The sequence below is a fragment of the Streptomyces sp. SCL15-4 genome (assembly GCF_033366695.1).
In the GTDB taxonomy this organism is placed as follows: Bacteria; Actinomycetota; Actinomycetes; order Streptomycetales; family Streptomycetaceae; genus Streptomyces.
The window spans coordinates 6,711,939-6,731,016 of sequence record NZ_JAOBTQ010000001.1 but is presented as its reverse complement, the minus strand read 5'-3'; the positions used below and the strand labels follow the sequence as shown (position 1 = coordinate 6,731,016).

19 protein-coding genes are annotated in these 19,078 nt (G+C 71.7%); 4 read left to right on the top strand and 15 right to left on the bottom strand.

From position 1 onward, the window contains the following. Positions 1-271 precede the first annotated feature (271 nt). The 7 genes from cbiE to SCK26_RS30205 all read right to left on the bottom strand — a co-directional run bounded on the left by cbiE (position 272) and on the right by SCK26_RS30205 (position 6,935). The gene (gene cbiE / locus SCK26_RS30235) at positions 272-1,531 is read right to left on the bottom strand and encodes a precorrin-6y C5,15-methyltransferase (decarboxylating) subunit CbiE (protein WP_318204511.1); all 1,260 of its coding nucleotides are present in this window, start codon (positions 1,529-1,531) and stop codon (positions 272-274) included. A gap of 91 nt (positions 1,532-1,622) precedes the next feature. Continuing rightward, positions 1,623-2,261 (bottom strand): GNAT family N-acetyltransferase, encoded by a 639-nt coding sequence (locus SCK26_RS30230; protein WP_318204510.1) that lies wholly within the window; start codon positions 2,259-2,261, stop codon positions 1,623-1,625. Between the two features lie 162 nt (positions 2,262-2,423). After that, positions 2,424-3,251: a MetQ/NlpA family ABC transporter substrate-binding protein gene (locus tag SCK26_RS30225; protein ID WP_318204509.1), complete on the bottom strand. Its 828-nt coding sequence runs from the start codon at positions 3,249-3,251 to the stop codon at positions 2,424-2,426. A gap of 22 nt (positions 3,252-3,273) precedes the next feature. Beyond that, positions 3,274-4,104, bottom strand: a complete 831-nt coding sequence (locus SCK26_RS30220; protein ID WP_318204508.1) for a MetQ/NlpA family ABC transporter substrate-binding protein — start codon at positions 4,102-4,104, stop codon at positions 3,274-3,276. 64 nt (positions 4,105-4,168) lie between these two features. Next, the gene (locus tag SCK26_RS30215; protein ID WP_318204507.1) at positions 4,169-4,906 is read right to left on the bottom strand and encodes a methionine ABC transporter permease; all 738 of its coding nucleotides are present in this window, start codon (positions 4,904-4,906) and stop codon (positions 4,169-4,171) included. Then, on the bottom strand, positions 4,903-5,994 hold the full coding sequence (locus SCK26_RS30210; protein WP_318204506.1) for a methionine ABC transporter ATP-binding protein: 1,092 nt from the start codon (positions 5,992-5,994) through the stop codon (positions 4,903-4,905). Before SCK26_RS30210 ends, SCK26_RS30215 begins: the two co-directional genes overlap by 4 nt. Positions 5,995-6,284: 290 nt before the next feature. Then, complete coding sequence (locus SCK26_RS30205; RefSeq protein ID WP_318204505.1) at positions 6,285-6,935, bottom strand: HAD family hydrolase; 651 nt, start codon at positions 6,933-6,935, stop codon at positions 6,285-6,287. A gap of 69 nt (positions 6,936-7,004) precedes the next feature. Here SCK26_RS30205 and SCK26_RS30200 point away from each other — a divergent pair, with 69 nt between their 5' ends. Both SCK26_RS30200 and SCK26_RS30195 read left to right on the top strand, forming a co-directional pair. Further along, the gene (locus SCK26_RS30200) at positions 7,005-7,364 is read left to right on the top strand and encodes a hypothetical protein (RefSeq protein ID WP_318204504.1); all 360 of its coding nucleotides are present in this window, start codon (positions 7,005-7,007) and stop codon (positions 7,362-7,364) included. Between the two features lies 1 nt (position 7,365). Then, positions 7,366-7,785 (top strand): hypothetical protein, encoded by a 420-nt coding sequence (locus tag SCK26_RS30195; RefSeq protein WP_318204503.1) that lies wholly within the window; start codon positions 7,366-7,368, stop codon positions 7,783-7,785. Between the two features lie 69 nt (positions 7,786-7,854). Here SCK26_RS30195 and SCK26_RS30190 read toward each other — a convergent pair whose 3' ends face one another. The 3 genes from SCK26_RS30190 to SCK26_RS30180 all read right to left on the bottom strand — a co-directional run bounded on the left by SCK26_RS30190 (position 7,855) and on the right by SCK26_RS30180 (position 10,172). Beyond that, a complete protein-coding gene (locus tag SCK26_RS30190; RefSeq protein ID WP_318206127.1) occupies positions 7,855-8,352 on the bottom strand; it encodes a GNAT family N-acetyltransferase in 498 nt (165 codons plus the stop codon). Between the two features lie 45 nt (positions 8,353-8,397). Continuing rightward, positions 8,398-8,904, bottom strand: a complete 507-nt coding sequence (locus SCK26_RS30185) for a sigma-70 family RNA polymerase sigma factor (RefSeq protein ID WP_318204502.1) — start codon at positions 8,902-8,904, stop codon at positions 8,398-8,400. A 92-nt stretch (positions 8,905-8,996) separates the two neighbouring features. Beyond that, positions 8,997-10,172: a glycerophosphodiester phosphodiesterase gene (locus tag SCK26_RS30180; protein WP_318204501.1), complete on the bottom strand. Its 1,176-nt coding sequence runs from the start codon at positions 10,170-10,172 to the stop codon at positions 8,997-8,999. Between the two features lie 326 nt (positions 10,173-10,498). On the opposite strand from SCK26_RS30180, the gene SCK26_RS30175 reads away from it, so the two are divergent. Next, positions 10,499-11,170 carry a lysophospholipid acyltransferase family protein gene (locus tag SCK26_RS30175; protein WP_318206126.1) on the top strand — a complete coding sequence of 224 codons (672 nt, stop codon included), beginning with the start codon at positions 10,499-10,501 and terminating at the stop codon, positions 11,168-11,170. A 124-nt stretch (positions 11,171-11,294) separates the two neighbouring features. Beyond that, positions 11,295-12,902: a multicopper oxidase family protein gene (locus SCK26_RS30170; RefSeq protein WP_318204500.1), complete on the top strand. Its 1,608-nt coding sequence runs from the start codon at positions 11,295-11,297 to the stop codon at positions 12,900-12,902. 13 nt (positions 12,903-12,915) lie between these two features. Here the strand turns inward: SCK26_RS30170 and SCK26_RS30165 are convergent, their stop codons facing one another. From SCK26_RS30165 to SCK26_RS30145, 5 genes are all read right to left on the bottom strand, one after another. Beyond that, a complete protein-coding gene (locus SCK26_RS30165; RefSeq protein ID WP_318204499.1) occupies positions 12,916-14,442 on the bottom strand; it encodes an MFS transporter in 1,527 nt (508 codons plus the stop codon). Then, positions 14,439-14,990, bottom strand: coding sequence for a helix-turn-helix domain-containing protein (locus tag SCK26_RS30160; RefSeq protein ID WP_318204498.1), 552 nt, complete (start codon positions 14,988-14,990; stop codon positions 14,439-14,441). Before SCK26_RS30160 ends, SCK26_RS30165 begins: the two co-directional genes overlap by 4 nt. Before the next feature lie 83 nt (positions 14,991-15,073). Next, positions 15,074-16,045 (bottom strand): aldo/keto reductase, encoded by a 972-nt coding sequence (locus SCK26_RS30155; protein WP_318204497.1) that lies wholly within the window; start codon positions 16,043-16,045, stop codon positions 15,074-15,076. A gap of 216 nt (positions 16,046-16,261) precedes the next feature. Continuing rightward, positions 16,262-17,695 carry an argininosuccinate lyase gene (gene argH / locus SCK26_RS30150; RefSeq protein WP_318204496.1) on the bottom strand — a complete coding sequence of 478 codons (1,434 nt, stop codon included), beginning with the start codon at positions 17,693-17,695 and terminating at the stop codon, positions 16,262-16,264. A 100-nt stretch (positions 17,696-17,795) separates the two neighbouring features. Next, the gene (locus SCK26_RS30145) at positions 17,796-18,989 is read right to left on the bottom strand and encodes an argininosuccinate synthase (protein ID WP_318204495.1); all 1,194 of its coding nucleotides are present in this window, start codon (positions 18,987-18,989) and stop codon (positions 17,796-17,798) included. Positions 18,990-19,078 lie beyond the last annotated feature (89 nt).

The window sequence follows — 19,078 nt, the reverse complement described above, 5'->3', positions numbered from 1 at the left end:
TGAAGAACGAGCGTCCGTGCCCAGCGGCACGAACGACCCGCCGGAAAAGGCGACAAAGCCATTCAGTGGCATTGTCCCGGCCGTTCGGCCGTCGCGACAGCATGATCCGCGACAGCACGCTGTGGACTGCGCCACGTTGCGCGTCCTCCGGTTCCGCCGTACCACACCCGCCCCAAGACGGGCGTGCGATCCGGACATTGGCGAACGAAGTCCGGGCCACCGGTGCGGTACAACGATCGGCCAGCCTACCGCGCGCGGTACGACAACAGGATCACGGGGCGCGATCGGGCAGTACCCCGCTGAGCAGGAACGCCACGTTCCGCTCGGTCTCCGTCCAGGCCCGGGTGTCGAGTTCGACGGACTGGAGCAGGGCGCACTGGACCCGGTATCCGTGCTCGGTCAGGTCGCGGCCGACGCGTTCGGCGGCGTCCCGGGTGGCGGCGTGGGTGACGATGCGCTGCGGGCGCCGGTCGGCGACCGCGGAGACGACGGCCGGGCCTCCGCCGCCGACCCGTACGACGTCCGGCTCGGGCAGGTCCTCCAGGACGTGCGGGGCGCTGCCGTGGACGATCTGGAGCTGGACCCCGAAGCGCCGGGCGGCCCCGTCGGTGCGGGCGCAGGCGCTCGGGTCGTGGTCGACGGCGATGACGGCCGCGCCGGCGCGGGCGGCCTCGGCGGCGAACGCGCCGGCGCCGCAGCCGATGTCCCACACGAGGTCGCCGGTCCGGGGCCCGAGGCGGGCGAGTTGAGCGGCGCGCAGCAGTTCCCTCTCCCCCTCGCCGAGACCGCCGGCCGGGCCTCCTCCCGGTGCGTCGCCGTAGCCCGCGTCGGCCTGGAGGCCGTAGCTCGCGTCCGGCTGCACCCAGCCCCGCGGGCCGGTGCCCGGGTCGCGGCCGGCGATCCAGCCGCCGCTCTCTCCCGCGCCGGCCCGCCCGCCGATGACGATGACGACGTTGGGGTCGCGCCAGGTGTGGTCGGCGGCCTTGTCGGAGGTGACGACGCTGACCTGTTCGCGGTCGGTGCCCAGTTCCTCGCAGATGACGAAGGTGCGGTGCACGCCCTCCAGCAGCAGCCCGAGTTCGGCCGGGCCGGCGCCCGGCGCGGTGAGGACGGCGACCTTGGCGTGGGCGCGGCAGACGTTCACGGCGCGGCGCAGGGTGCGCGGGTGGGCGACGACCACCTGGGCGTCGTCCCAGGGCATGCCGGCCCGGGCGAAGGCGGCGGCGACGGAGGAGACGGCGGGGACGACCTCGACCTCCAGGCCGAACTCGGGCGCGCGCAGGGTGCGTACGACGCCGAAGAAGCCGGGGTCGCCGTCGGCGAGGACGACGGCGGTGCCGCGGTGGGCGGCGATGCGGCGGGCGGCCAGCGGGAGGCTGCCGAGGCGGACGCGTTCGGCTGCGGGCGGCACCTCGGGCAGCGCCAGGTGGTGGGCGGCACCGGCCACGAGGGTGGCGGCGCCGAGGGCGCCGCGTGCCGCGGCGGTCAGCGGCGAGCCGTCCCAGCCGATCACCGTGACCCGGTCGGCCATCGTCGTCAGTCTCCAGTGGTTCTGCGCGGGTCTTCGGGGGAGGGAGCCCGTTCGCGGGCTCCGTGAGCGTACCTGGTGAAGCTCGGAGGACTCAGTTCCAGTCCGAGTACGAGGTGAAACCACTCGCGTCGGCCAGCTGCTCGCCGACCCCGGCGAGGTCCTCGGGCAGCAGGCTCCAGACGATGACGTCGGTGCGTACCCGGGCCCAGCCGCCGTCCTCGGTCCTGGCGCGGGCTATCCAGGCGTTGCGCAGCACGCCCTCGCTGATACAGCCGATCTTCTGGGCCACCTGCTGGGAGGCGGTGTTGTCGGCGGCGGTGCGCAGTTCTAGCCGCTCGAACTCCTGGTCGTGGAAGAGCCACTGGGCGATGGCGAGGGCGGATTCGGAGGCGTAGCCCTCGCCGCGGGCCCAGGGCGCGATGACGTAGGCCAGTTCGCTGGAGCGCACGCGCCAGTCCGTGTTCTTCAGGTGGACGAGGCCGACGAGCCGCTGGGTGAGGAACTCGGTGACGGCGAGGACGATGCCGTGGCCGCCGGTGCGTTCGGCGGGGGCGAGCCGGGTGATGCAGTGGCGGGCGTCGGCGTCGGTGTAGGGGTGCGGGACGGTGGTCCAGGCGACGACCTGCTCGTCGTTCATCATCTCGGCCAGGGCTGGCACGTCGTCCTCGTCGAGGGGACGCAGCACCAACCGCTCCGTGCTGATGGAGATGTTGGGGAAGGTGCTCGTCATGCGCCGCTCCGTAACCTTCGGAAGATTCCTCGGAAGACCGTCCGGGCCGTCAGGTCCGCTGAACTGCCCAGCATGCAGCATGAAACCACCGAAACGCACGACGGGGTCCGTTCCCGGCGAGGGAGCGGACCCCGTGCGTCGTCGGACGCGGTGTGCGTGCCGTCAGCCGCCGGTCGCGGGCAGGACGGAGCCGTGGTACTTGTCCTTGATGAAGGCGCGTACCTCGGGTGAGACGAGCAGGCCGGCGAGCTTCTTCACCCGTGGGTCGTCCTCGTGGCCGCGTTTGACGGCGAGGAGGTTGGCGTACGGGTTGTTCTTCGCCGACTCCAGCAGGATCGCGTCCTTGGTGGGGCTGAGGCCCGCGTCCTGGGCGTAGTTGTTGTTGATGACCGCTGCGTCCACGTCGTCGAGCGAGCGCGGCAGCTGGGCGGCCTCCAGTTCCTTGAACCTCAGGTGCCAGGGGTTGTCCGTGACGTCCGCGGGGGACGCGTCGGCGCCGGCGCCCGCCTTGAGCCCGATGACGCCGCCGGCGGCGAGCAGCTTCAGGGCGCGGCCCTCGTTGGTGACGTCGTTGGGTACGGCGACGGTGGCGCCGTCGGCGAGCCTGGTGACGTCCTCGGTCCGGTGCGAGTAGACGCCCATGGGCGGCAGATAGGGCTTGACGACCGAGACCAGGTCGGTGCCCTTGGACTTGTTGAAGTCGTCCAGGTAGGGCTGGTTCTGGTAGAGGTTGGCGTCCAGCTCGCCCTCCTGGAGGGCGGTGTTGGGCAGGACGTAGTCGGTGAACTCCTTGATCTCCAGCTTCAGGCCCGCCTTGGCGGCGAGGTGGTCCCTGACGTAGGTGAGCACCTCGCCGGCCGGGACGGCGGTGGCGCCGACGACGAGGGTGTCGTCCTTGCCACCGCCCTTGCCGGAGTCCGTGCCGGAGCCGCAGGCGGTGAGGCCGAGGCCGAGGGCCAGGGCCGCCGCGGCGACGACGGACGCGCGCATGGCTTCAGTCCTCCTCGGCGGGTCAGAAGGAGGGGATGACCGAGCCCTGGTACTTGTCCTCGATGAACTTCTTGACCTCGGGCGAGGTGAGGAGCTTGGCGAGCTTGGTCACCCGCGGGTCCTTCTCGTTGCCCTCCTTGACGGCGAGGAAGTTGCCGTAGGGGTTGTCCTTCGGGGACTCCAGGACGAGGGCGTCCTTGGCGGGCTTCAGGCCGGCGGAGATGGCGTAGTTGCCGTTGACCACGGCCGCGTCGACGTCGTCCAGGGAGCGCGGGGTCTGGGCCGCCTCGACCTCCTTGAACTTGAGGTCCTTGGGGTTCTTGGTGATGTCCCGCGGGGTGGCCTCGTTGCCGGCGCCGTCCTTGAGGGTGATCAGCCCGTTGTCGGCGAGCAGCTTCAGGGCGCGGGCCTCGTTGACGGCGTCGTTGGGCACGGCGACGGTCGCACCGCTCTTCAGCTCGTCGGCCTTCTTGACCTTGTGGGAGTACAGGCCGAGCGGTTCCAGGTGGACCGTGACGACGGGCACGATGTGGGTGCCGCGCTTCTTGTTGAAGTCGTCGAGGTACGGCTGGTTCTGGAAGTAGTTGGCGCCCACCGACCCGTCCTCGGTCGCCGTGTTCGGCGCGATGTAGTCGGTGAACTCCTTGACCTCGAGGTCGAGGCCCGCCTTCTTCGCCAGCTTGTCCTTGACGAAGTTCAGGATCTCGGCGTGCGGGGTCGGGCTCGCGGCGACGATCAGCGGGCCGCTGGTGTCGGAGGAGCCGGAGTCCTTGTCGGAGCCGCAGGCGCTCAGCCCGAGGGTGAGGGCCGAGGCGGCGAGGACGGCGGTGGTGAGCTTGGCGGTGTTACGCACGAAAAGTGCCTTTCCTTATGGGTGGTGCGACCCCGTGTACGGGTGACCGGGGAGCCTGGGTGCCTTACGCGACCTTGCTGATCTCGGCCGCCGCGGGCTCCTTGGCCTTCAGCAGGCGGAGCCTCGGCGCGGGGCCGGAGCGGCCGCCGCGGCGGTGCAGGGAGCGGGCGGCGAAGTCGCCGGCGAACTGGATGAGGGAGATGACGACGGCGAGGATCGCCACGGTGATCCACATCAGTTCGGTCTCGAAGCGCTGGTAGCCGTAGCGGACGGCGAGGTCGCCGAGGCCGCCGCCGCCGACCGTGCCGGCCATGGCGGAGTAGCCGATGAGCGCGATGATCGTGGTGGTGGTGGACGCGATCAGCGAGGGCAGGGCCTCGGGAACGAGGACCTTGCGGACGATCGTCCAGGTGTTGCCGCCCATGGACTGCACGGCCTCGACGAGGCCCTGGTCCACTTCGCGCACGGCCGTCTCGACCAGGCGGGCGAAGAACGGGATGCCGCCGATGGCGAGCGGCACGATCGCCGCGGTGGTGCCGATGGTGGTGCCGGTGACCCAGCGGGTGAAGCTCATCAGCGCGACCATCAGGATGATGAACGGCATGGACCGGCCGACGTTCACGATCTGGCCGATCACCTTGTTGGCGAGCACGTTCTGCAGCAGGCCGCCCCGGTCCGTGAGGACGAGGAGGATGCCGAGCGGCAGGCCGGCGACGACGGCGATCACGGTGGACCAGAGCACCATGGTGAGTGTCTGACTACACGCGTCCGACAGCAGCGGCTGCATCTCCGACCAGGTCACTTGGCACCTTCCTTCACCAGCGGGGCGTCCTGGCCCACGACGTCTATCTGCAGTCCCTGTTCGCGCAGGAAGCCGATCGGGACCACATTCTCCTCGTAGCGGCCGGGCAGTTCGATGCGCATCCGGCCGACCTGGAGGCCGCCGACGGTGTCGATGGCGGCGCCGAGGATGGAGATGTCGATGTTGTAGGTGCGGGCGAGCTGGGAGACGACCGGCTGGGTGGCGCTCTCGCCCTGGAAGGTGACGTCGAGGACGGTCCGGTCGGGACCGGTGGCCTCGCCGCCCACCGGGAACAGCGCGGCGGCCAGCGTGGAGCCCGGGGTGGCCAGCAGCTCGCTGACGGTGCCGGACTCCACGATCCGGCCGCGCTCCATGAGGGCGGCGGAGTCGCAGATCGACTTGACGACGTCCATCTCGTGGGTGATGAGCAGGACGGTCAGGTCCAGCTGCCGGTTCAGGTCGCGCAGCAGCTGGAGGATGGAGCGGGTGGTCTCCGGGTCCAGGGCGCTGGTGGCCTCGTCGGAGAGCAGCACCTTGGGGTCGCCGGCCAGGGCGCGGGCGATGCCGACGCGCTGCTTCTGGCCGCCGGAGAGCTGGGCGGGGTAGGCCTTGGCCTTGTCGGCGAGGCCGACGAGGTCCAGCAGCTCCAGGGCCTTGCGCGAGCGCTCCTTGCCGGACTTGCCGAGGATCTCCAGCGGCAGTTCGACGTTGTCCTGGACGGTCCGCGTGGACAGCAGGTTGAAGTGCTGGAAGACCATGCCGATCCGGCTGCGGGCGCGGCGCAGTTCCCGGCCGGCGCGCGGGCCGCGGCCGGCCAGGGCGGTGAGGTCCTGCCCGGCGACGGTCACGGTGCCGGAGGTGGGGCGCTCCAGCAGGTTGACGCAGCGGATGAGGGAGGACTTGCCGGCGCCGGACTGGCCGATGACGCCGTAGACCTCGCCTTCGCGGACGTGCAGATCGACGCCGTCGAGGGCGGTGACCTCACGGCCGCGGGAGCGGTAGACCTTGGTCAGGCCCGAGGTGGTGATCACGTGGGTTTCCGTCACTGTCGAGTGCGCGGGCGTGGGTGTGCCCGGGCACGGGTGCATGCGGTTGCGGCATGGGAGCGGTTCGTGCGGTTCGTACGGCCTACGGCGCACGGACATGCCACGGGTCTCTCGCTTCGGGGCGCGAGGCTCAGCTGATGCGGGGGCCCTCTAGAAGGCGCACATTCGACACATCAGGCAACACATACAACGAGCACCGGGCGTCATGGTCGCCTCGGTCGCAAGGGTGCGGCAGCTCGTCGTGGTCATGCGATCAGTAAACCAGACGGACGGTCCCGGTCGGTCGCCGCTGTCCGGATGGTGGACAGCGGCGGACAGCGCGGGCCGGGGTCTCAGCCGTGGCGGGATATTTCCACGCCCCGGCCGGTGACCAGTACGGACAAGGCCGACAGGTCGCCCACCACCAGGTCGGCGTCCAGCTCGGCGGCACGGTGGGTTGTGGCCAACGCCACGGTGGTCATGCCGGCCGCGCGTCCGGCCCGCAGTCCGGCGGGCGCGTCCTCGAAGACGACGCAGTGCGCGGGGTCCACGCCGAGCTGCCGGGCGGCGAGCAGATAGGGCTCGGGATCGGGCTTGCCGCGGGTGACGTCGTCGGCCGCGACCAGGGCCTTCGGCGCGATGCCGACGGCGCCGAGGCGGGCCTCGGCGAGACGGCGGGTGGCGGAGGTGACCACGGCCCAGCGGTCGGCGGGCAGGGCGTCCAGGAGGTCCCGGGTGCCCGGCAGCAGGCGCACGCCCCCGTTCGGCACGTCCTCGACCTCCAGCTGCTCGACCCGGGCGACCGCCTCCGGCACCAGGCGGGCGGGCAGCAGGTCGGCGACGATCTCGACGGCCGTGCGTCCGTGCAGCTCCACGCGGCCGAACTCCTCCGCGGTGATCCCGTACTCCCCGGCCCAGCGGGCCCAGCAGCGCTCGACGGAGTCGAGGGAGGAGACGAGGGTGCCGTCGTTGTCGAACAGGAGGGCGTGCGCGTGGATCGTCATGGCCTCGACCCTACGGCGTTCGGCGGGGGCGGCGGCCGCGGCGGGTTTGCGCCGTAATAGGGTCACGGCATGCTCAACGCCCTGATGCTGGTGACCGGGGTCGCCGCGCTCCTGCTCGCCGCCTGGTGCGGCTGGGCCGCCTCTCGGGACCAGCCGACGAAGGACTGGCACTTCATCGGCATGGCCGTGGTGTCGCTGCTGGCCGCGGTCCAGCTGGTGGCCGGGATCGTGCAGCTGGCGCGGGGCGAGAAGCCGGAGCAGGGCACGACGATCTTCGTGGCGTATCTGCTGGGCGCGTTCGCGTGTGTGCCGGCCGCGGGGTTCATGTCGCTGGCCGAGCGGACCCGCTGGGGCTCGGTGACGGTGGCCGCGGCCGGGGTGGTGCTGGCCGTCCTGGAAGTACGGCTCTACGACATCTGGGGAGGCTGAGGTGACGGCGGTGCAGGAGAAGCCGGCCCGGCTGATCAGCGGGCCGGGCATGCTGCTGGTCTGGTTCTACGGCGTGATGGTGGTCGGCGCGCTGTCGCGTTCCGCGTACCAGATCGCCACGGAGTTCGACCGGGCGCCGCTGGCGTACACGCTGTCGGCCGTGGCGGGTGTGGTGTACGCGTTCATCACGTACACGCTGGTGCGGGGCGGCGAGACGGCGCGCAGGGCGGCGCTGGTGTGCTGCGCCGCCGAGCTGGCGGGTGTGCTGGTCGTCGGCACGTGGACGCTGGTCGAGCCGTCGGCGTTCCCGGACGCAACCGTGTGGTCGGAGTACGGGATGGGATACGTGTTCATTCCCGTGCTGCTGCCGCTGTCCGCGATGTACTGGCTGCGCAGGGCGCGGCAGCGCGCGGGAGCCTGAGGAACGCGGCGGCCGCGGGTCGTCCGTGGCCCGTCGCGCGGTTCCCCGCGCCCCTTGCGGGACGCGTCCTCACGCCGTGGCGGCGAAGGCGTCCGCTTCCTTTTCCAGGATGATCAGCTCCACCCCGTCCTCGCCCTTCACCCGGCCCACCGCCTGGTAACCCGCCTTGCGGTAGAGGCGGAGGTTGCCCTCGCTGCGGTGGCCGGTGCGGAGGCGGAACCTGGTGGCGCCGTGCCGCTCGCCCAGCGCGGACTCGGCCGCGCGCAGCAGCCGGGCGCCGATGCCGTGGCCCTGGAGGCGGGGGTGGACGCAGAGCTTGGCGATGGCCGCCGCGCCGTCCTCGGTCACCTTGCCGCGCACCGAGCCGACCACCTCCTCGCCGAGCCGGGCGACGAAGACGCAGTCAACGGCGACCTCCCGGCGGACGGAGTCCAGGGTCTGCACGAGCGGGTCGATGCGGTAGTTGCCGTACAACGCGGCCTCGCCCTGGAAGCACAGGTACTGGAGCCTGAAGATCTGCTCCGCGTCCTGCTCGGTCGCCGCCGAGATGGTCACGCTCATGCCCATGTGCGCACGCCTCCCGCTCACCTGATCACCTGTCGTCCCCCACTCCTATCCCCGTGCTTGGCACGTCGCAACCTCCGGTGCGAGCAATCTGCGCAGACAACCCAGACATCTGGAACGTTCCGGTCCCAGACTGCCCTGTGAGATACCCAACTCCCCCGCGATCTCGCGGTAGGTGAGGTCCTTCGGCGAGAGCAGCGCGTCCATCAGGCGCGGGCAGCGGCCGGGCAGGCGGCGGACGGCCTGGCGCAGTGCCCGGTGCCGGGCGGCGGTCAGGGCGTGCTGTTCGGGCCCGGGGCCGAGGACGTCGGCGGGCTCCCCGTCGTACGGCGCCTCCCGCCAGGCGGCGTGCCGGCTGCGGCGGGCCTCGGCGCGCACGGCCTCGCGCAGCCAGCCGGGCGGGTCCGGCGGCGGGCCGTCGCTCTCCAGCCGCTCCAAGAGCCGCAGCCAGACGGCCTGCTCCAGATCGCCCGGCTCGCTTCCGCAGGCATATGCCTCGGCGGAGGCCTCGGCGGCCAGCAGCGGGCGCAGGGCGGCTACCAGGTCGTACGTCATACGCGGAACGACGCGCCGCCCCGGCGGCGGGTTGCCGGGGCGGCGCACAGTCACCTCGAACGGGGGGCCGGCCGGTGCGGTGGTTGACGGCGTCAGCCGGCGAGGAAGTCGGCGCGGGCGAGCAGTCCGGTGTCGGCGTTGTCGGTGAAGACGCCGTCGATGCCGGTCGCGAAGTACTTCCCGAAGGCGCCGAAGACATCGCCGTAGCCGTCGGCGGCGCCGCCCTTGCGGTACTCGGCGGGCAGGAAGGGGTTCTCGTTGCGCAGGGTGTAGGGGTGGACGAGGAGGCCCACCCGGTGCGCGTCGGAGACCAGCGTGGTGGGCTCGGCCAGGGTGCCGTCCGCCTTCTTCGGGATGACCAGGTCGACGGTGGGCCCGATGCCCTGCGCGTAGCCGGCGATCTCCCGCAGGCCCTTGGGGGTGACGAGGTCGGCGACCGTGCGCGGGTCGTCCGCCTCGACGAAGTCGTAGGGCCGGCTGTTCGCGGAGGAGAGCAGGACGACCAGGGGATTGTCGACCAGCCGGTTCAGCCGCTGGATGCTGGTCGGCTCGAAGGACTGGAGGATCACCGGGGAGTGGCGGCCGTCCTTGCCGTACTTGCGCAGCAGCTTCGCCACCCGCTCCTCCAGGCCGAGGCCCAGTTTGCGGAAGTAGGTGGGGTGCTTGGTCTCCGGGTAGATCCAGACCTGCCGGCCGCGCCTGCGGGTCTGCTCGTCCTGCCACTTCAGGACCTCTTCGAAGGTGGGGATCTCCCAGCGGCCGTTGTACAGGGTGTTGTGCGGCCGGTTGGCGGGAACGCGCTCGACGGCGCGCAGCGTCTTCAGCTCGGCGAGCGTGAAGTCCTCGGTGAACCAGCCGGTGGTGGGGACGCCGTCGAGCAGCTTGGTGGTCCTGCGGCCGGCGAACTCGGGGTGGTCGGCGACGTCGGTGGTGCCGCCGATCTCCGGTTCGTGCCGGCAGACCAGATGGCCGTCCCTGGTCGGCACCAGGTCGCCGGCCTCGACCACGTCGGCGCCCAGGTCCAGCGCCAGGTCATAGGAGCCGAAGGTGTGCTCGGGGCGGTAGCCGCTGGCTCCGCGGTGGCCGATGATCGTGGGCACCGGCAGGCTCTTCAGCCCGCGGCCCGCGCGCCCGGCCGCCCGGGTCTCCTCGGCCCGCGCGGTGCCGGGCAGTCCGAGGACCGCTCCGCCCGCGCCCAGCACGGCGGCGCCGAGCAGTGCCCGCCGTCCCGTCGCCTGCGTCCGCCCGTTGTCCTGGTCGCCGCCCATGAGCGCCCTCCTGCCGTTCGCTTCTCCGGTGCGCGCCGATCGTAGGGGCGCACACATGTCCGAAGGGAGGCTCTCGTTCGAACACCGGGGTGCCGTCGGATGTCCGGCGGGCGGCGGCGGGTGACGGGGCGTCGGCGCGCGATGTCCGTCACATGCGCACAAGGCTGTTACACGCCGTCCTGGCCACGGCACCGCAGGTAAACCCGTGTCAACAGTTCGTAAGACCTCGGCGAAGCGGGTGTCCTCGATGTGCGCGCGGACGTGCGCCGCGAGTAATGTCCTCACCTGCACAGACTCATATCGCCCCCTTGACATCGGAGGACCCGTTGTCCCGCTTCGCGCTCATCAAGGCAGTGCTCGGACCGATCATGCGCCTGATGTTCCGCCCCCAGGTGGAGGGCGCGGAGCACATTCCGGGCGACGGTCCGGTGATTCTGGCCGGTAATCACCTCACCTTCATCGACTCGGTCGTGCTGCCGCTGGTCACCAAGCGGCAGGTGCACTTCATCGGCAAGGACGAGTACGTCACCGGAAAGGGCGTCAAGGGGCGGCTGATGGCCTGGTTCTTCACCGGCGTCGGCATGGTCCCGGTGGACCGGGACGGGGCGAACGGCGGTGTGGCGGCGCTGATGACGGGTCGTCGCATCCTGGAGGAGGGCCGGATCTTCGGGATCTACCCGGAGGGCACCCGTTCCCCCGACGGCCGGCTGTACCGGGGGCGCACCGGTATCGCGCGGCTGACGCTGATGACCGGCGCGCCGGTGGTGCCGTTCGCCATGATCGGCACGGACAAGCTCCAGCCGGGCGGCAAGGGCTTCCCGCGGCCGGGCCGGGTCACCGTGCGGTTCGGCGAGGCCATGGAGTTCTCGCGCTACGACGGCATGGACCGCGACCGGTACGTCCTGCGGGCGGTGACGGACTCGGTGATGACCGAGGTGATGCGGCTGTCCGGGCAGGAGTACGTGGACATGTACGCCACGAAGGCCAAGGCCGCCTGAGACCTCGCGGACGGCGGGCGCGGCGACCGCGCCCCTCCGCCTGCCGGTGGAATCTGCCCCCGACACATCGGGCATTCAGCCGTATTACCGGGCTATATGACCGACCAACATGTCTTATTCAGACATGTCCACACCTTCTCGGCGTACCCTGCTCCGCACTCCCCTCGCCGCCGCGGGCGCGGGATTCCTGGCAGCCTGCACCAGCTCCGGACCGCGGTCCGGCTCCGGCCCCCTGAACCCCGGCGGCGGTGAGAGGTTCGTCCCGGCCGGGCCCAGAGGATACGTCAACCCCTCGGACCCGGAGGTCCTGGCCGCCGAGCGCAGACGCGGAGCCGGCCGTGAGCGCGTCTTCCGGTTCACCGCGGCGGAGTCCGAGCTGGACATCGGCGGACGCTCCGTCCGGACCTGGGCGTACAACGAGGAGGTGCCGGGCCCGCTGGTGCGGGTCACCGCCGGCGACGTGCTCGATCTGACGCTGGCGAACCGGCTCCCCGCGACGACCACCCTGCACTCCCACGGGGTGCGGCTGCGCTGCGACATGGACGGCGTCCCCGACCTCACCCAGCGGGCCATCCACTCCGGCGCCGACTTCCGCTACCGCTTCGCCGTCGAGCACCCGGGCACCTATCTGCTGCACTCCCATGTCGGGATGCAGCCCGACCGGGCCCTGTACGCGCCGCTCGTGGTCGAGGACCCCAGGGAACCCCTCTCCTACGACAAGGAGTGGGTGGTGGTCCTGGACGACTGGCTGGACGGCGTGGAGGGCTCCACGCCCGACAACGTCCTGGAACAGCTCAAGCCCGGCGGCGCCATGGACATGGGCGGCATGGCCAGGGGCCCCGGCCACCCGACGAAGGCTCACCCGGCGCCGTCCGGGAAGTCCACCGGCCCCGACCGGGTGCTGCACAAGTCCTACAGCCGCATGCTCCACGGAGAGGGCGGCAGCGTCGCCTACCCGCACTACCTCGTCAACGGCCGGCTGCCCGCCAGCCCGTCGGTGTTCCGCTGCCGGCCCGGCGAGCGGGTGCGGCTGCGCATCGTCAACGCCGGCTCCGAGACCGCCTTCCGGGTGGCGCTGGGCGACCACAAGATGACCATCACGCACACCGACGGCTACCCGGTGCGGCACAAGGAGACCGACTCCCTCCTCGTCGGCATGGCGGAGCGGTACGACGTGCTGATCACCGCCCGGGACGGCATGTTCCCGCTGGTCGCGCTCCCCGAGGGCAAGAAGGGCAGGGGCCTCGCCGTGCTGCACACCGGCAAGACGCGCAAGTCCCTGCCGCCGGGAGACGTCCACCCCCGCGAGCTCGACGGCAACACCGTGCCCGCGCGCCGCCTGCTGCCCCATGAGTCCGTGACCCTGGACGACCGGGTCCCCGACCGCGAGGTGCGCATCCGGATCACCGGGACGATGGCGAAGTTCGACTGGGGGTTCGACCACCGGACCTACACCCCGCAGCAGCGCCATCCGGTCCGCGCCGGCGAGCGGGTACGGCTGACCCTCGTCAACGCCACCGACATGTGGCACCCCATGCATCTGCACGGGCACACCTTCGCGGTGACCGGGCTGGACTCCTCCGGCGCCCGCAAGGACACCGCGCTGGTGCTGCCGCACCGGAAGCTGGTGCTCGACTTCGACGCCGACAACCCGGGGCTGTGGATGCTGCACTGCCACAACCAGTACCACTCGGAGAGCGGGATGATGACGGTGCTCGGTTACAAGAAGTGACCCGAGGGCCCGATCAGCTCCCGGCGCTCTCCAGTTCCTGGTTCCTCAGCAGGAACCACGCCGCCGCCGCCGCCGTCAGCAGGACCACCGCGCCCACCGCCGAGGCCAGGTGGAGACCGTGGACGAAGGACTCGCGGGCCGCGTCGAGCAGTGCCCGGGCCTGGTGCGGGGGCAGGTGCGCGGCGGTCTCCGTCGCCGCGCCGAGCGACTCGTGGGCCCCGGCCGGGGTGCCGGCCGGGCCCGTGAAGTCGCGGTAGACGCCGGTCACGACGGAGCCCAGCAGCGCGATGCCGAGGGCCGCGCCGAGTTCGTACGCCGTCTCGGAGACCGCCGAGGCCGCGCCCGCCTGGTCCTTCGGGACGCTGGAGAGGATGACGTCGGCGGTCACGGTGAAGGAGAGGCCCGCGCCGGCGCCGACCACCAGCAGGGTCGCGCCGAGGACGGGGTAGCCGGTGGACCGGCCGATCGTGGTCAGGACCGCCAGGGCGATGCCGACCGCCGCCAGGCCGCCCGCGACCACCGCGCGGACCGAGAAGCGCCGGGCGGCCCGGCCCGCGACCAGACCGGCCGCCACCGCGCCCACCGCGGCGGGCAGTTCGGCGAGGCCCGCCTCGAACGGGCGGCGGTCCTGGACGAGTTGCAGGAACTGGGAGAGGAAGAACACCAGTCCGGACAGGCCGAGGACGGTCAGCAGGTCGGCGAGCACGGCCCCGCTGAAGCCGCGGCGCCTGAACAGCCGCATGTCCAGCAGCGGCACCGGCATGGTCAGCTGGCGGCGCACGAAGCCGTACAGCGCCGCCGCGCCCAGCAGGCCGGAGCCGAGGACCGGCCAGGAGAAGCCGTGCGCCGCCGCCTCCTTGACCGCGTAGACGAGGGCGATGACGCCGACCAGCGACAGCAGCACGCCGGCCAGGTCCCACGGGCCCGGATGCGGGTTGCGGGACTCGGGCAGGGTGCGGACGCCGACCAGCACCAGGACGGCCATCACCGGCAGGTTGATCAGGAAGACCGAGCCCCACCAGAAGTGTTCCAGGAGGAATCCGCCGGCGATCGGGCCGACGGCCATGCCGGCGGAGGCGGCGGCGCCCCAGATGCCGACGGCCAGGCTGCGCTCGCGCGGGTCGTGGAAGATGTTGCGGATCAACGCCAGGGTGGCGGGCATCAGGGTCGCGCCCGCGACGCCGAGCAGCGCCCGGGCGAGGATCATCAGCTCGGGCGTGGTGGCGTAGGCGTTGAGCACGGACAGCGCGCCGAACGCGGTGGCGCCGACGAGCAGGATCCGCTTGCGGCCGATGCGGTCGCCGAGGTTGCCCATGGAGACCAGCAGACCGGCGATGACGAAGGAGTAGACGTCGCCGATCCACAGCAGCTGGGTGCCGGAGGGGTCGAGGTCTTCGCTGATGTACGGGGTCGCCAGGCCGAGGACGGTGGCGTCGACGGCCACCAGCAGCACGGCCAGGACCAGGACGGACAGCGCCAGCCAGCGGCCCGGGCGCTTCACCGCCTCGGTCGTCGGGGCCGGCCGCAGGGTGCTGGTCATGGTTCCTCTCTTCGCAGAGCGCCGCCGAGCAGCAGCTCGGCGATCACGGTCGGGAAGTCCCGGGAGGCCACCCGGCCGTCCAGGGTGGCCCAGGCGCACGAGGCGATGAGCCCGTAGAGCGCCTCGGTGAGCCAGACCGGGCTGAGATCGATACGGAATTCGCCGGCGCGCTGACCGCGCTGGAACAGGGCGCCGATCCGGGCGTCCAGGCGCTGCCAGCCCTCGTTCAGCCCCTCGCCCTCCCACAGCTGGTTTTCGCCGTAGAGGAACGAGAGCAGTCCGGCGGCCGGCTGGATCTCGCGGACCAGCCGGCGCACGGCCTCGGCCGCGGGCCCTTCCTCGAGCCGGGCCCGGTCCAGCGCGCCCGCGCACTCCGCGATGCCGAGCTGTTCCAGCGCCCGCACGAGCGCGTCGCGGCCGGCGAAGTGGCGGTGCAGCGTGGCCCGGCTGATCCCGGCGGCCTTGGCGACCTCGTCCATGGTCGCGGTGGATCTGCGGGTCAGCAGGGCGGCCGCGCTGCGCAGCACCTGGTCACGGTCGAGGGCCATGAGACAAGAGTAGCCCAAATGAGACACTGATGTCTCATCGCGGGCATGCGTGACTCGTTTCCGCAGGTCGTCCAGGGTGCGCGTCAGTGCCAGGGCAGCTGCCGGCGCCGCTCCCAGTAGGCGCCCGGGTCCTCCCGCAGCGTGGCGAGAGACGCCATCCGGTCCTCGTCGAGGTCGACGGCGGGGGCGTGCAGGTTGGACAGGAGCTGCGGGACGGTCGCGGCACCGGAGAGGACCACGCCCGCCCAGGGCCGGCGCAGGATCCAGGCGAGGGCGACCGCGTCGCAGCCGAGTCCGGTGGCGGCGGCCACGGCCCGGAGCGCGTCCGGGGCGTGCGGTGCGGCCAGCCGTCCGTTCGCCAGGCCCTCCTTGACGATCACGGTGAGCCCGGCCTCGTGCGCCTCGGCGAGAGCGGGGCCGGCCGAGGTCTCCAGGAGGTTGTACGTCGACTGGACGGTACGGAAGAGCGGCTCGCCGCCGACCGTGACGGCGAGGGCCGCGCGGATGGCATCGGCCTGGGCGGGGCCGCTGGTGGAGAAGCCGACGGTCAGGCCCCGTGCGGCGGCCTCCGCCAGCCTGGCGTGCAGGTCCTTGTCGGTCAGGGCCGGGCTGTCCGGGGTCACCGAGTGGATCTGGTAGAGGTCGAGCCGGTCGCCGAGCAGGGCGTCGGTCTCGGCGCGCTGCCGGTCGTAGGCGGCGAGGCTGTGGTCCTTGACCTCGTGCGTCCCGGCGTCCGCCGACCAGCCGGCGGTGTAGGTGTAGCCCCATTTGCTGCCGACGACCACGTCGTCGACGCCGGGGTTCGCGTGCAGCCAGTCCGCGAGGAACTCCTCGGAGCGGCCGTAGGAGCGGGCGGCGTCGAAGTAGCGGACGCCTTGGGCGTAGGCGGCGTCGAGGAGGTCGTGGGTCCGGGTGCGCAGTGCTTCGACGCTGCGGTTCTCGCCCAGGTCCTCGTCGCGGCCGAGGTTGATGTAGCCGGGGCGGCCCACCGCGGCGAGGCCGAGGCCGATGTGGCAGGTGGGGGTGGTCGCTGTGGCCAGTCGGGCGAAGGGCATCGCGGGTCCGTTCGGTCGGCTCCGATGGGCTCGCGACCAACGTAACCCGTGATGACCTCCGCGTTCGCGGTACGGCTCGGGGCTAGAGCCGCCGGCGGGTGCGGGTGCGCCGCGGCTTGCCGTGCGCCGGCGGGTGCGGGCGCCGCCGCGGCTCGTCGCGCCCGCGCGGCGGCAGCCGCACGTCCGCACGGCCCGCACCCCTGGCCGGGCACTCCCCTACCGCTTCTTTTTGGCCGCCGCCCACTCCTGCTGACGTGCCACGTCCGCCTTGACCTCCGCCAGCTGGACCGCCACCGCGCTCGGCGCCGTGCCGCCGCGGCCGTCGCGGGAGGCGAGGGCGCCGGGGACGTTGAGGACCGAGCGGACCTCGGGCGTGAGGTGGGGGGAGATCTTCGCGAACTGCTCGTCCGTGAGGTCGTCCAGTTCCTTGCCCTCGGCCTCGGCGGTCTTGACGCACTCCCCCGCGACCTCGTGCGCCACCCGGAAGGGCACGCCCTGCTTCACCAGCCACTCGGCGATGTCGGTGGCGAGCGAGAAGCCGGCCGGGGCCAGCTCCTCCATGCGCTCGCGGTGGACGGTGAGGGTGGCGATCATGCCGGTGAAGGCGGGAAGCAGCACCTCCAGCTGGTCGCAGGAGTCGAAGACCGGCTCCTTGTCCTCCTGGAGGTCGCGGTTGTAGGCGAGGGGCAGCGCCTTGAGGGTGGCCAGCAGTCCGGTGAGGTTGCCGATCAGACGGCCGGACTTGCCACGGGCCAGCTCGGCGATGTCCGGGTTCTTCTTCTGCGGCATGATCGACGAGCCCGTGGAGAAGGCGTCGTGCAGGGTCACGAAGGAGAACTCCTTCGTGTTCCAGATGATGACCTCCTCGGCGATCCGGGAGAGGTTCACGCCGATCATCGCGGTGATGAAGGCGAACTCCGCGACGAAGTCCCGGGAGGCGGTGCCGTCGATGGAGTTGCCGGCGCTGCCGTGCTCGAAGCCGAGGTCCCGGGCGACCGCCTCCGGGTCCAGGCCCAGGGAGGAGCCGGCCAGGGCGCCGGAGCCGTACGGCGACACGGCCGTCCGCTCGTCCCACTGGCGCAGCCGCTCGGCGTCCCGGGACAGGGACTGCACATGGGCGAGGACGTGGTGCGCGAAGAGCACCGGCTGGGCGTGCTGGAGGTGGGTGCGGCCGGGCATCGCCACGTCGGGGTGGGCCTCGGCGAGTCCGATCAGGGCTTCCTGGAGGTCGGCGATCAGGCCGCCGATGATCCGGGCGTGGTCGCGCAGGTACATCCGGAAGAGGGTGGCGACCTGGTCGTTGCGGGAGCGGCCGGCCCGCAGCTTGCCGCCGAGGTCCGGGCCGAGGCGCTCCAGCAGGCCGCGCTCCAGGGCGGTGTGCACGTCCTCGTCGGCGATGGTGCCCACGAAGGCGCCCGACGCCACGTCCGCTTCGAGCCGGTCGAGGCCGGCCAGCATCCGGGTCAGCTCGTCCTCGGTGAGCAGCCCCGCCCGGTGCAGCACGCGCGCGTGGGCACGCGAGCCGGCGATGTCGTAGGGGGCGAGCCGCCAGTCGAAGTGGACGGACGCGGACAGCTTCGCCAGGGCCTCGGCGGGTCCGTCGGCGAAACGGCCGCCCCAGAGCCGTACGTCACCGCTGTTGCTGCTCACTTGCGTTGCTCCTCGAAGCTCGTGATGTGCCACCGCCTCCCCGCACGTCCGGGCGGGGAGGCGGCTGTCGGGCCGGTGCGGGCGAGGTGACCCCCGCGTGTCAGACCAGGTCGCGCTTGGCGGCGATCTTCGACGACAGGCTGTAGATGTCGATGAAGCCCTTGGCCGCCGACTGGTCGAAGGTGTCGCCCGTGTCGTAGGTGGCGAGGTTGAAGTCGTACAGCGACTCCTGGGAGCGCCGGCCGGTGACGACCGCGCGACCGCCGTGCAGCGTCATCCGGACGTCGCCGGAGACGTGCTGGTTGGCCTCGTCGATGAAGCCGTCCAGGGCGCGCTTGAGCGGGGAGAACCACTGGCCGTCGTAGACCAGCTCGCCCCAGCGCTGCTCGACCTGGCGCTTGTAGCGGGCCAGCTCGCGCTCGACGGTGACGTTCTCCAGCTCCTGGTGGGCGGTGATCAGGGCGATGGCGCCCGGGGCTTCGTAGACCTCGCGGGACTTGATGCCGACCAGGCGGTCCTCGACCATGTCGATCCGGCCGATGCCCTGGGCGCCGGCGCGCTCGTTGAGCTGCTGGATGGCCTGCAGGACGGTGACGGGCTTGCCGTCGACGGCGACCGGGACGCCCTCCTTGAAGGTGATGATCACCTCGTCGGCCTCGCGGGGGGTGGCCGGGTTGGAGGTGTACTCGTAGATGTCCTCGATCGGGGCGTTCCAGATGTCCTCCAGGAAGCCCGTCTCGACGGCGCGTCCGAAGACGTTCTGGTCGATGGAGTACGGGGACTTCTTGGTGGTGGCGATCGGGAGCTGCTTGGCCTCGCAGAAGGCGATCGCCTTGTCCCGGGTCATGGCGTAGTCACGGACCGGGGCGATGCACTTGAGGTCGGGGGCGAGGGCGACGATGCCGGCCTCGAAGCGGACCTGGTCGTTGCCCTTGCCGGTGCAGCCGTGGGCGACCGTGGTGGCGCCGTGCTTCTTGGCGGCGGCGACCAGGTGCTTGACGATCGTCGGCCGGGACAGGGCGGAGACCAGCGGGTAGCGGTCCATGTACAGGGCGTTGGCCTTGATCGCCGGGAGGCAGTACTCGTCGGCGAACTCGTCCTTGGCGTCCGCGACCTCGGCCTCGACGGCGCCGCACGCGAGGGCGCGCTTGCGGATGACGTCCAGGTCCTCGCCGCCCTGGCCGACGTCGACCGCAACGGCGATGACCTCGGCGCCCGTCTCCTCGGCGATCCAGCCGATGGCGACGGAGGTGTCCAGACCGCCTGAGTAGGCGAGTACGACGCGCTCGGTCACGGGTTTCTCCTCACAGTGCATTCGCTGACATGCATGAGTATGCAGTGCTCCGCATGATTCGTCAATCAGCCTTGAGAGTGAGAAGTACT